The organism is Labilibaculum sp. (assembly GCF_963664555.1).
GTDB lineage: Bacteria > Bacteroidota > Bacteroidia > Bacteroidales > Marinifilaceae > Labilibaculum.
Genome location: NZ_OY761461.1, coordinates 1,832,467 through 1,846,312 on the forward strand (window position 1 = coordinate 1,832,467; position 13,846 = coordinate 1,846,312).

At 35.3% G+C, this 13,846-nt stretch carries 7 protein-coding genes; 4 read left to right on the top strand and 3 right to left on the bottom strand.

Annotation, left to right across the window (positions count from 1 at the left end; all coding sequences use genetic code 11):
- Positions 1-334: 334 nt before the first annotated feature.
- A complete protein-coding gene (locus tag ACKU4N_RS07180) occupies positions 335-2,767 on the bottom strand; it encodes an ABC transporter permease (RefSeq protein ID WP_321321988.1) in 2,433 nt (810 codons plus the stop codon).
- Between the two features lie 17 nt (positions 2,768-2,784).
- Positions 2,785-3,483, bottom strand: a complete 699-nt coding sequence (locus ACKU4N_RS07185) for an ABC transporter ATP-binding protein (protein ID WP_321321990.1) — start codon at positions 3,481-3,483, stop codon at positions 2,785-2,787.
- A 281-nt stretch (positions 3,484-3,764) separates the two neighbouring features.
- Here ACKU4N_RS07185 and ACKU4N_RS07190 point away from each other — a divergent pair, with 281 nt between their 5' ends.
- The 4 genes from ACKU4N_RS07190 to ACKU4N_RS07205 all read left to right on the top strand — a co-directional run bounded on the left by ACKU4N_RS07190 (position 3,765) and on the right by ACKU4N_RS07205 (position 10,645).
- Positions 3,765-5,129 carry a sigma-54-dependent transcriptional regulator gene (locus tag ACKU4N_RS07190; RefSeq protein WP_321321992.1) on the top strand — a complete coding sequence of 455 codons (1,365 nt, stop codon included), beginning with the start codon at positions 3,765-3,767 and terminating at the stop codon, positions 5,127-5,129.
- On the top strand, positions 5,119-6,483 hold the full coding sequence (locus ACKU4N_RS07195; protein ID WP_321321993.1) for a sensor histidine kinase: 1,365 nt from the start codon (positions 5,119-5,121) through the stop codon (positions 6,481-6,483). Before ACKU4N_RS07190 ends, ACKU4N_RS07195 begins: the two co-directional genes overlap by 11 nt.
- A gap of 123 nt (positions 6,484-6,606) precedes the next feature.
- On the top strand, positions 6,607-9,054 hold the full coding sequence (locus tag ACKU4N_RS07200; RefSeq protein ID WP_321321994.1) for a sensor histidine kinase: 2,448 nt from the start codon (positions 6,607-6,609) through the stop codon (positions 9,052-9,054).
- A 187-nt stretch (positions 9,055-9,241) separates the two neighbouring features.
- Positions 9,242-10,645, top strand: coding sequence for a flagellar hook assembly protein FlgD (locus ACKU4N_RS07205; protein ID WP_321321995.1), 1,404 nt, complete (start codon positions 9,242-9,244; stop codon positions 10,643-10,645).
- A 71-nt stretch (positions 10,646-10,716) separates the two neighbouring features.
- On the opposite strand, the gene ACKU4N_RS07210 is transcribed toward ACKU4N_RS07205, so the two are convergent.
- The gene (locus ACKU4N_RS07210; RefSeq protein ID WP_321321996.1) at positions 10,717-13,785 is read right to left on the bottom strand and encodes an alpha-amylase family glycosyl hydrolase; all 3,069 of its coding nucleotides are present in this window, start codon (positions 13,783-13,785) and stop codon (positions 10,717-10,719) included.
- Between the last annotated feature and the right edge of the window lie 61 nt (positions 13,786-13,846).

A 13,846-nucleotide genomic window follows, 5' to 3' on the forward strand; every position in this document is an offset into this window, starting at 1 on the left:
AGTTTTCTCTTTATATACGCAACCTTAAAAAGTGCTGCTCTTCGGAGCTGCACTTTTTTTTTGTTCATGACAAATGGTACTGCTGACGTTTTACTAATTGAGAAAGGATACTTTCTTGCCCTAGCACAACTATAGAGCTACGACTGCAATGGTCGTAAGTGAAGCACAAAAAGGAGAGTGTATTGATATTTTGTTTGTGTTTGGTTCATATTGTTGTAATTCAATGTCTTATGTGTTTGTTTTAAGGGGTGAGCTTTGTTTGCTGACAGGGGGAGCTGAAAAAGAGAGCCACACCGAAGTGAGACTCTCATTATATATATTTGACTTGTGTATTCTATTCATATTTTAAAGCAAGTACGGGATCCTGACTTGCAGCCTTCCAGGTTTGGCAGCTTACTGTTGCAATCGCAATAAAAAGTGCAATTACTCCCGATAAGGCAAATATCCACCAGCTCAATTCAATTTTATAGGCAAAGTTACTCAGCCAGTTAGATGCAGCATAGTAAGCGATTGGACAGGCAACAATAAAAGCGAGGGCTACCCATTTGGTGTATTCACTGATCAGTTGGATAAGTATTTCGAAAGCACCGGCACCATTGGCTTTTTTTATGCCAATTTCTTTTGTTTTGTGCTGAATACTGAAGGACGAAAGGGCGAACATTCCTAAGGTTGATAGTAAAATTGACAGAAGGGCAAAAAGTATTAAAGCTTTCATCTCGTTGTATTGATTTCGATAAATTTCGGCATACATATCGCTGATGAATTCATATTTTAAAGGTTCATTTGGAAACAAATGATTCCATTCTTTCTGAAGAACATCAATCGCCATTTTTTTGTTTTGATCATCAATTTTAACAAAGAATGTCCCGTTAAATAACCTCTTGGAAGCCATTACAATTGGTTCTTCTTTCGTAAACATGTTGTCGTAATGGATTGCATCTACAACTGCAATGATTTCTCCTTTGGCAAACATGTATGTGGCAATGAAATTGTATTTAAATTCTCTGCCAATTACATCCTCTGGATTGCTAAATCCCAGCATTTCTAAAGCAGCCATGTTTAAAATGTATTGTTCATTAAATCCTGCATGATTGGTTTCGTATTCTTTAAGATTTTTTCCTGCTATTTCAAGATTTGGGTTGATTGCTATTTTTTCCCATTCTTGCGTTGAAGTAGGTCCCATCTTTAGATTTCCTGCAATTGACTTTATGTTGAAAAGAGTAAAGAAATCTTCATCAATGGTTAGAATGGTTAATCGTAAATCTTTATCATTTTCAACACCTTCCATTTCGAATCCGTATTTAAAAGGAGCAATACTTCCGGGAGGCACTGTAGAAGCACTAACCGATAATATTTCAGGGTGTTTTAAAGCCATTTCCTTGAAGATATCATATTTTTCAAGGGCAACATAAGGTACCTCAGGAAGAACGAGAACTGATCTGTCTCCGTTTCCCAAATGATTTTTATTGACATATGAAATCTGATTGTATAGAATCAGGGTGAGAATTAAGGCTGAAATGGATAAGATAAATTGAAATAGGAGTGAAAACTCGAATTTTTTGGATCCTTGATCGGGCACCTTGCAGAGATCGGGTGATAAACCTGTTATATACAAAGGAAGTAAGGCAAGAATACCAAATGCGGTCAAAAATATAAGTGAAGAAATTAATACTGCAGTGTAAGCTATTTCCAATTGATATTCGAAATGAGTTGCCTGATTAAAATTGAAGGCTAAAAAAGCGCCGATTCCAATTGCGATAATACTTTGTGCAATTGATCTTACAAAGAGGAGTTGTGAAAGATTCAAAATTGAAGCTCCGTTCACCATTCGAATTTTGAAATCTTTACTGCTGTTTATAAACTGTACAAAGTTTAAATTCGAATAATTAATGATCACAATTAAAAGGATAATTACAGCGCCTGCAATTAGAATGATCAAAGAACTAATATTTCCTGTCTCACTTAGCTCATCTCTTTGGTGACTTTTTAGGTGAATATCTTTTAGAGGTAAAAGTTTAAAGCTTGGAGCCAGCTCTCCTTCTTTAACATTTTTAGACCAATAGTTATTAATTGAAATCAAGAGTTCAGTTGCGGAAGTTTTTTCATGCAAAAGCAGATAGGTATAATAGCTTCCGTAGTTTTCTTTCATCTCTTTTAACGATCTTGAAAGCAGTATTTCAGGTCTAAAGTGGGAGTTGGTAGGTGTATCCTCTAAAATCGCAGTTATCGTAAACGTTTTATCTTCAGTATAAGGCTCTTTTATAGTGATTTCTTTTCCTATAACATCTGTACTGCCAAAATAGTTAAGTGCTGTAGCGGCACTAATTACCGCTTCGTTAGGCTTTTTTAGAAGTGTATTTCTATTTCCTTTTTCTACTCGAAAATCAAAAACTTCAAAGAACGTTTCGTTTGTATAGTAAATGTTTTCAGGGGAAAACTCATTTTTCTCAACTTGAATTTTTACATGCCATAAATTGCCAATAAATGCAATTTTTTTAATGGAAGGGAAACGGTCATAGAAACTTACGATATAGTTTTTATCGATAGAGGCAGAACTGATATCATCAGTTTCATCAAGAATGTTTGCTCTTCCAGGTTTGTCAATCTGAATTCTGTAAATATTATCTGCTTTGGTATGAAATTTATCGAAAGAGAGTTCTTTTTGAGTGTACGAGAAAACAATAAGAACAACAGCAAAGGCAATTGCAATGCCTATGATATTAATCGAAAACCATTTTTTGTTTTTGTTGATGTAATTGAAAACCATAGTTTTAGTGTTGAGGATTAGAAATTAATGCCGGCCATTTTTTTTGCGGTACTTTCTGCAGCAATTTCGCCATCGAAAAGGCGAATTACCCTGTGTGCAAATTCTGCATCTCTTTCCGAGTGAGTAACCATCACTATTGTGGTTCCTTCGTTATTTAATTCACTCAATAAATTCATCACTTCCAATCCTGTTTTTGAATCGAGATTACCAGTAGGCTCATCAGCAAGAAGCAGTTTTGGATTGGCTGCAATTGCTCGTGCAATAGCAACTCTCTGTTGCTGACCACCTGATAACTGCTGTGGATAATGGTTCCTTCTGTGTCCGATTTTCATTCGATCCAACATTTCCAAAACACGCGCTTTTTTATCTGCTGATTTAATATTTAAATAATTAAGTGGCAGTTCAACATTCCGGTAAACATTTAATTCATCAATCAGGTTAAAGCTTTGGAATACAAAATTGATATTTCCTTTTCTGATTTTGTTGCGTTGTTTTTCTTTTTGAGATCCAACTTCCCGGTTGTTAAAATAATACTTTCCTTCTGATGGACTATCCAACATTCCCATAATGTTGAGCAAGGTTGATTTGCCGCAACCCGAAGGTCCCATGATGGCAACAAATTCACCTTGTTTTATTTCCAGTTGAATATTGTTTAGGTCAGTGGTTTCAACCTCTTCAGTTCGAAAGGTTTTGTTTAAATTTTCAATTTTTATCATGTTAATCAGATTAGTAATACAATTGTAATGGTTTCATACTATAAACACAAACGAATTAAATAGTATGAAATTTAATAGACTTGCTTTATTATTGGTGTTTTGTTGCCAATTATTGTGCCTGTTGTAAATTCTTTCAGATAATCAGGTTGTTAGTTTGTTTTGGGTGATATTTTCCTGAACTAAATTGTAAATAAATTTTATTGTTAGTGTATAGTTTCTTTACAATTGATAGACTTGTTAGGGAAGGTTTTTTACATTTGAAAAAACATTAAAATAAAATTATGTCCAAAGGTAAGGTGTTAGTAGTAGATGATCATAAAAGGGTGTTAACCGCTTTGCAGATTTTGCTTCAAGATGAATTTGAAGAAGTACAGACTTTAGCAAATCCTAATTCTTTGCTTTTTACTTTAGAAACCAATCAATTTGATATCATTCTTTTGGATATGAATTTTTCAGCAGGTGTGAATACTGGTAATGAAGGTTTTTTTTGGTTGAATAAAATCTTGGAGAAATATCCAGACATGGTCGTTGTTCTACTCACAGCTTATGGAGATATAGAGTTAGCTGTGAAGGCTATGAAAGTGGGAGCAAGCGATTTTATTTTAAAGCCATGGGATAATAACAAACTGATTAATACGCTAAGAACGGCATTGCAGCTTCGTCGATCGAAACAGAGAATTGTGCAGTTGGAGATCGAGAAAGAGGAGTTGGCACGAGAAATTAATCAACCGGTAACAAGAATGATTGGTCGTTCGAAATTGATGCTTGAAATGCATCGGATTATCGAAAAGGTAGCATGTACTGATGCTAATGTATTAATTTTTGGAGAACATGGAACCGGAAAAGAGTTGATTGCGAGAGAATTGCATCTAAAATCGAAAAGATGCAAAGCTGTTTTTATCACAGTCGATATGGGAGCCATTACGGAATCATTATTTGAGAGTGAACTTTTTGGACATGAGAAAGGTGCTTTTACCGATGCACGGGAGAGTAGGATCGGCCGATTTGAAATAGCTTCTGGTGGTACACTGTTTTTGGACGAAATAGGTAACCTTTCTATGCCGATGCAAGCCAAGTTACTAAGTGCATTGCAAACACGCAAAATTATTCGTTTGGGTGATAATCAGGTTCGTGACATAGATATCCGATTGATTTGTGCAAGCAATAAGAATTTGATACAGATGGTATTGAACGGAGAGTTTCGGGAGGATTTATTGTATCGAATAAATACCATTCAAATCGACGTGCCTGAGTTGAGAAATAGAAATGGTGATGTTGCTGTGTTGGCAGAATATTACCTGAGAAAATATGCGGTGAAATACAATAAGCAAAATCTGCGGTTTGCTAAAAATACGATTGAGAAACTAATGAAGTATTCTTGGCCGGGAAACGTCAGGGAGTTGCAGCACACAATTGAAAAGGCGGTGATTTTAACCGATAATTCGGAATTGTTAGCCGAAGAGTTTCTTTTTAAAGAGAGACAAATTAATGAAATGAAAAATGAAGCTGTTTCATTTGAGGAGATGGAAAAGCAATTGATTCGATCTGCAATGGACAGACATAAAGGAAATATGAGTCAGATTTCAAAGGAATTAGGAGTAACGCGTCCAACCTTATATCATAAAATTAAAAAGTATGATTTATAAAAAATTGCAGGTTCAGATCATTGTGCGGATTATTGGAATTGTTTTTCTTTCATTTCTTTTTGGCTGGTTGCTTTGGGCAAGTAATTATTTAAATTTATCTATTGTTGTATTTGTTCTTATTTGCTGGCAAGTTGTTAAATTGATCTATTTTTTAAATTCTACGAACCGCTTGTTAAGTCAGTTTTTTTTATCTGTAAAGAATGAAGATTCTACTCTTAAAATTCCAAAAACATTTGAAGGAAAATCATTTCGGGAACTTCGCGTAAGTATGCAGAATGTTAATCAAATAATTAAAGATTTACGATTGAAATATCAGCAAAAAGAGATTGTAAGTAATGCAATCATTGAGAATGCAGCTGTTGGAATACTTACGCTTACCTCTGCAGAAATGGTTGAATGTATTAATCGAAAAGGACGTGAGTTACTGGGGGTACATCATTTGGTTAATATCAAAGCCCTGTTAAAATCAGATGCTAAATTGGTATCTCTTTTTCAACAAATAAAATCGGGGGAGAATCGCATTATTGAAACACAGGTTAACCAAACTAAAATGCATTTGTTGGTTAATTGCAGCGCATTGGTATTAGGTAAAGAAAGGTATAAATTACTTTCTTTTACGGATATTAAGAATCAGCTGGATGCAAAAGAATTGGAGTCGTGGCAGAGCTTGATTAATGTTCTGACTCATGAAATAATGAATTCGGTATCTCCCTTAACCTGCTTGTCGGAAAATCTGGAAAAAAGCTATAAAGAGATGAATTCCGGCACATTGATTTCGGAGAAAATGCTGACTAAAACTCAAACAGGGTTGCGGGTAATTAAGGAGCAAGGAGAGGGCTTAATGCATTTTGTTGAAGCGTACCGCGAATTGTCCCGAATACCAAAACCACAAATAAAAGAAGTCGCAGTGAATCATTTGTTTGAGCATGTAAAAGAACTCCTTTGTTTGTATGAGGATACTAATATCAACTATCAGTTTGCGATTTTTGATGAGAATTTATTTATTGATATTGATGAGAAACTGATTGTTCAGGTGATGGTTAACCTGATTAAAAATGCTCAGTTTGCAATAGATGAGAATGGTGTAATTAAAATTGAAGCCAAAACTAATGAGGAGGGATTTATCCAAATATTAATTACTGATAATGGTTCAGGTATTAAATCTGAAGACATTCCGAATGTTTTCATTCCATTTTTCACAACAAAGGAGAATGGTTCTGGCATAGGTTTACCAATTGCAAGATCTGTTATGCGTTTGCATGATGGCAAAATTAGCCTTGAGTCTGTTTACGGCCAAGGCACAAGAGTATTGATTGAATTTCGGAAACCAATTAAGGAAGTAACCAACGGGTAGATAATTGTATCCGGGTTTAGTGTTGGGTTAACTGTCATAAATATCTATTTAAAATAGGTGTAAATTGATAATAAATTGATCTGCTGGGACTGGAGTATGTTAAAATTATGATATTTTAGAGGAATGGAAGAACAAAGGGCATTACGGGTTGAAATATTGGAAATGTTGTATAAGGGTGAATCCGAATCAGCAATTCTGAATGAATTGGTGCTTAGGGCTCAACGAATTGCAGCAGGCTCTATCTGTTCAATATTATGTGTTGATGAGGATGAAAAGTACTTGTTGTTGGGAGCAGCCCCGGATATGCCTGATTTCTACAATAAAGCAGTTCACGGTATTCCTATCGGATATGGAATAGGATCGTGCGGAACTGCCGCTTTTACTGGCGAAAGAGTTATTGTTGAAGATATTAATACACATCCTTATTGGAAAGATGTTAAAGCTCTTGCACAGAAAGCAAATTTGGGATCTTGTTGGTCGGAACCTATTAAAGATGCTTCGGGTAAGATTTTGGGGACTTTTGCGATTTATCATCGTACGCCAAATTTGCCAAATTCGAAGGATATTGAATTTATTTCAGAACTATCTGGTCTGACTGCAATTGTACTTGATCGAGGTAAAATTATTAGACAATTGGCAGAGAGCGAAAGTAAATATAAAACTTTAGCGGATGCCAGTAATGAGGCTGTTTTTATTGTTGATGAGGATAAGATTGTTGAAATAAATACTCGGGCTGAAATAATGACTGGGTATTCTGAATTGGAATTAACAGGTGTTTCTATTTTTAGTTTTATTGAGAAAGAGCACTGGATCGTTTCGCTTGATGAAAAATCTAGAAATTTTCGCCATAGAATTCAAGCGATCGGCACTAAAAAAGATGGTTCAAAGATAGATGTGGTTGTTCGAATTATGAATTCTATATTTAAAGGCAAGGTTATATGTTTGTTATCCATTCGTGATGTTACCAATTATAAAAATACCAAGACCGAATTACTTAAATTATCGCAATCAGTTATTCAAAGTCCGGTATCTGTAGTGATTACAAATTACGAAGGGGATATAGAGTATGTAAACCCGAAATTTAATGATCTCACGGGTTATTCTTTGGAAGAGGTGATAGGAGAGAATCCTAGCATTTTAAGTTCTGGAAAAAACAATAGAGATTTGTATGAGTTAATGTGGAAAACCATTAAGTCGGGTAATGTGTGGAGGGGAGAATTTCAGAATAAGAAAAAAAGCGGAGAATTGTTTTGGGAATTTGCAACAATATCACCAATAAAGGATGATAAAGGGCAGATTATTAATTTTACTGCTGTTAAAGAAGATATTACCGAACGGAAGAGACAAGAACAAATTCAGAAGATCATATTGAACATTTCAAACGCTGTTTTTTCTCAAGATACACTGTTTGAATTTATTCAGTTTATCAGGTTAGAGTTGTCTTCTATAATTGATACAACAAACTTTTTTGTTGCATTGTATGATGATAAAACTGAAATGTTTAGTTTGCCTTTTCATGATGATCAATATGATTCGTTCGAGAAATTCCCTAAAGGCAAGACTATTTCTGGTTGGGTTGTGGATCATGAAGCAGCACTTTTGGCAACAGCTGAAGAATTGGAAGAGTTGGAGGCAAAAGGAGAAGTCAAGCTTAAGGGTGAACCTTCCAAAATTTGGCTTGGAATGCCTCTAAAGGGAAAAGAAAAGGTGATTGGTGTTCTGGTTATTCAAAGTTACGAAGACGAGAATGTTGTTACCGAGGAAGATAAGAGAATGCTTGAATTAATTTCGCATCAAATTAGTATTTCTATTGAGCAAAAACGAACCGAACAGGAATTGCATAAAGCTTTACGAGATGCAACTGAAGCGGATCGTTTAAAGTCTGTTTTTTTAGCCACCATGTCGCACGAATTACGCACCCCTTTAAATGCCGTAATTGGCTTTTCGGAATTAGTCGATAATGACACAGATATTGATACCGCAGTTGAATTTTGCAAAATGATTCATCAGAGCGGTCACAATTTGTTAAACATTGTTGAAGATCTGTTTGATATTAGTCTAATACAATCGGGTGCTATTAAAATTAAGCAGGAAGATTACGGGCTCTTAAATTTGTTTTATGAAATTGATGCTGTCATTAAGGTTGAGAGGAATGTGCTTGGAAAGGAACATATTGAATTGATATTAAACATTCCTCCTAAATTTTCAGATTTTTTTATTAAGACAGATCCGCATCGGTTCAAACAGGTATTATTGAATTTATTAAAAAATGCTTTAAAGTTTACTGAAAAAGGAAGTATCGAATATGGCGTTATAGATCGTGATATGAATCCAGGAGCATTTCTTCAATTTTTTGTGAAGGATACAGGAATTGGAATTCCGGATGAAGTACAGGAAAGTATTTTTGGTCTGTTTAGGCAGGCTAATGAAAAGCTTTCGAGGAAGTATAATGGCGTTGGAATCGGATTATCTATTTCAAAGAGTTTAACTGAATTATTGGGAGGTAAAATTTGGTTTGATTCAACACTTGGAGAAGGGGCTACTTTTTATTTTACACATCCCATCAAATAAGCTAAAACCATTTAACAACAGGATTAAAATTCTTTAGTTCTTTCATTGGTTATTTTCCATTAAGCTTTTTTAACCAATTTTAGCATGCAGTTCGTCAAACTATCAGCCTGATAATAAAACAAATGCTCCTCAAAAATCGTAATTTAGATGGTAGGGTATTATTTTATTTAGCTTTAAACTTATAGCCATGACATTGCATAAATACATCCGCACAATCGGTAGGTGTTTGTTGTCGCTTGCCTTCATTTGTTTTAGTGTTTTACCAGTTAAAAGTCAGAAACAATTGCCTGATAAAAATGGAGAGTTGATTTTGATTGATTCATTGGAAATTACTCAGGCAACCCAAGAAAATCAGATACCAATTGGTTTATTCGCATATAATAAATGGGTTGATCTGAATGAAAACGGGCTTGTTGAAAGTAATGAGTTTTTTGGGTTAGGGAAGGTGTTATTTTCGAAAGGTGAAGCCATTAGTGTCTCTTTAAATGATCAAGATCTGAGCGAAGGTTCAAACCTGAAACTTAGAATTTGGGATACCAGTGGTAATTTGATTCGTACAATTAAAAAAACTTACACTTCAACTTCCTTATTTACTTATTCTGGTTTCGATTCATTTTTGCCCGTTGGGAATTATATTTTTACCATTAATCCGGAGGAAACGGGAACGACCTACCAAATTCGTTTTTCTTTAAAAGAGCCAAATGGAAATACTTACGCCCAAATTCGCAAAAAACTACTTCCTGAAAACCTGCATATTTTTAGGATGTGGATAGATGAGGATGGAGATATGAAATTGGATAGCTCAGAAGTGTTTGCATTGAATCAGAAAGAATACTTTTTAGGCGATGTAAATTTTGAGTTGGGTTTAAATCTTTCTTCAAGTACCAGGCAAGTTGTTTATCAGGTTTGGGATGCTCAGCATCAGTTGCTCAGCATGAATATTTCTAAATTGGACAGCTTGCAGCATTATACAATGAATGAGGATACTCTTCGTAAGGGAAACGATTTTTTAAAGGTCTTTCATGTTGCTCCGGCAGGTGATTATTTAATAACAGCTTCGGTTGCAGGAGAGAAGGTGAAACAATATCAGATTCCGATTCAGATAATAGATACAACTAAGATTGCTGATTCAGAACCAACAGTAGAGGTCGAACAACTTACAAAAGAAGATACCGTATCTTCAGTACCGAAAATAAAAATGGGAACCTCTGAGAATGTGGATAATTTAGCCCCTGAATTCAAAAAAGGGCAGGAGGGATTTTTTCTGTTTACAGGATTTATTGATTTGAATGAGAACAATGTTCAGGATAGAGAAGAGTTTATGGGAGCTGATCAGGATTATTATTATTCTGAATCGGAAAATGTATTTGTCCAATTCCATTTGAGACAATTTTTTAATACGACATTAAAATTACAATTGTTAGATGGTGAGAAGCAGTTGGTAAAAGAACAAATCGGCAAATACAGTGATTCTCCATTCGTATTTAAAGTTTCAATGCCCGATGATCCATTGATTCCAGGAGATTATCAATTACTGATGATTCCCGTTGGTTCGGAAATAAAATATCAATTGGAACTGACAATTAAATAGTCAAAAATCCCGCTTTTGGAGTTCCAAAAGCGGGATTCTATCAAATCTATAAACTATTGAAAAAAAGCTGTTTATTGCTTTGTTATTTTTTTGCTCAGCTTCGATCCGTCTTCCATTTCAAATACTAAAATGTAAGTTCCTTTAGTAAGATTATTCAAGTTTAAATCTGCCGATTCATTTGGCATATTTAGAGCTAGAATTGCTTTCCCTGATAAATCAAAAAGCTGTAATCTATTTACTTGTTTTAGATTTTCAAGATGAAGAATATCACGAACCGGATTTGGATACAGGCGTAATTCTTTGTTTAAAATATCATTAATCCCGGTTGAGTAGGTGATTTCTTCACTGTATGAACTGTAAACGATATTGCCTTGAAGTAATTCGCCTGTTTGTGCAACCGGTGTTACCGAAAAGCGAATAAAATTTCCCCGGTCGGCTCTAACAAGTGTGTAGCTTAGAGTATTGGCTCCGCTAATAAGCGTTTCATTCGTTCCATTCGGATCTTCACCTCTGTACCATTTGTAAATTGAACTACCTTCCGGATCATTATTAATATCAGTATAAGTATAATTTGCCGTTAGGGTTTCATCCTCTCGGAAAGTCCCGCTAATACTTGTGTTTGAAGCAATAGGTGCAGATTTCACATCAGGAACCGAAAGTTGTTTGGTTGTGTAAATATGATATTCTCCGGCTTCAAGATCAATAAATGCATTAACATTATTCACAGTAATTGCTTGCCCGCTAAAATAATCATACCATGTACCGGTTTTACTGAAATTAGGATCAATACTTCTTAGCTTAAGGTCGAAATTTCCAATTACCCTAACATCCATATCAGAATGATTGATTTCAATCCGTTTTAAAACCGTATTTGTATTGAGTGTGAAATCCTCAGATTCAAAAGCAATTTCTTCTTTTTTCAGTTTAATAAGAGCAGAGAATACTTCGTACAGTCTTTTTCTATTCGGATCATCCTGATATTCCCAGTGAATTGGTTTTTTGCCAACCCGACCATTTTCATCAATCGAGACATCGTAACCCAATTCTTCAAATTGCCACATCATTTTGGGACCCGGCACGGTAAAGAAAAAAGTAGATGCAGCTTCAACTCTCGATAGGGCGGTATTTAGGTTTGTTACATTATAATCACCTAGAGCAGCTCCATAGGTAAGATTACGATACATCATGCGCTCTTCGTCATGACTTTCCATATAATTCACCAATTTTGGGCCGGTCCATTGCCTCTCTTTCCATGAATACCAATTGAAATCAGAAGAATATCCCATGGAAGCTTCGCTGTATTCATGATTGGCATTTCCCCAAAGCATGATTCCATGAGCTGCCAGTTCTTTTTCTTCCGCATTATCGGATAAATGTTCGAAAATCACCACGGCGTTCGATTTAACGTTCCAAATTGCGGTCGACATCCTTTTTAGTATTTCAATACGCTCAGGATCGTACTGTCCTCCCCAAGGATCGGTTGTGTTGCTGTGTAGTGTGTTTGAAAATCCTTTGGTAAAATCGAAACGAAATCCATCAATGTGATATTCATTCATCCAATAGGTATTAATCCGATCCACTAACTTTTGTGTCGCCGTACTTGTGTGATTAATATCGTATCCCCATTGTGCTTCTGTATTTTCGAAATTGCTGGTGACATTGTACCATGGATTATCTGTAGTTGGTTTTGAACCATCAAAGTACATGCGTAAAAATGGAGATTGTCCGTAAGTATGATTCAATACCATATCCATATAAACAGCTATTCCTCTGTTGTGACATTCATCTACAAATGCTTTGTAGTCATCTTTTGTTCCATAGGCTTTATCCGGAGCAAAATAAAAGGAAGGATTGTATCCCCAGGAATCATTTCCTTCGAATTCGTTAAATGGCATCAATTCAATTGCATTAACGCCAAGTCTTTCCAAATAATCTAATGTGTCTTTAACTGTTTTAATATCACCAGTGGCAGTAAAATCACGAATGTGTAATTCGTAAACTACTAAGTCTTCTTTTAAAGGCGGAGTAAATTGTGCATCGGACCATGTATAAGTGGTTTGTGCTGTTTGGAAGACACTGGCAATTTCGCTTGTTTTATCAGTAGGATAGGGAATCAAATTTGGATAGGTTGTACTCGAAATGTATTTATCATTCCAAGGATCAAGTACTTTATCGGCATAAGGATCTGCAATTTTGATAGTCCCGTCGATAACATACTGGAAAATATATTCTTTTCCTGCAGTTAAATTGTCGAGAGTAATCCAAAAATAGTCTCCGTCTTTTTTCATTTGATAGTTGTTGTCAAACTTCCAATTATTGAAATCACCTATAATAAAAACATATTCTTTATTCGGTGCGTAAAGTGATAAACTTACGGTTGTATTGTCAATGTAATTGATTCCATCTTTAAGACCAACAGGCTTTGTTGCTGTTGGTGTATCCTCTTTTAGAACGATATTTACTGTATCTCTTGCTTCCTCACCGCTTGCAGTTGCAACAGCAATTAATTGGTGATTGCCTGTGGCATTTGGAGTATAGGAATAATTCAATTGGGTTGACGAGGTGGAAGTCATGCTTACGCCATCGATTAGCAACTCTAAATTATCACTAGCTTCAGAATTTGCCGTAATCAATACTGATTCATTTTTTCCAAAAATGGCATTGTCAACTGGTTTTGCGAATTCAACATTGAGTCCACCTTCGCTTAAGTCAACAAATATGTCTGTTCCTCCGTCTCCTTTTCCTTCTTTCGAATTGTCAGAACTCCTAAAAACGAAAGCCATTTTTAATATTTTTTCACCACTTGTTACGCCGTAATATTCGCGAATGTCAGGTGTAATACTTAATTGCCACTTGTTATTGCCAAGTGATGTTAGTTTGTATTTTTCGCTGTTGTCTCCCCAGGTTGGGGCATATTTCCAATCACTGGTAGAAGTGCTTTGGTCAGTAATTACACCTGTATGAGCATATACATCGCCGGTGTAATCCAGTAATCCTGCTGTACCCAATGAGGCATCAAAGGTTATGCTTACAGATTTATCTTCGGTAGGAAAGCTTGGATCTGAAATAATTATCTGTCCAATACCGATTGAAGGGATTAGCAGAAGAAAAGAAAGGAGATATGTGTATAGTTTCTTCATAGTAATTTTGTTTCTAGATCAAACCTTAAAAAAATGATAGTGTAATTTGTAAAAAGAGCAT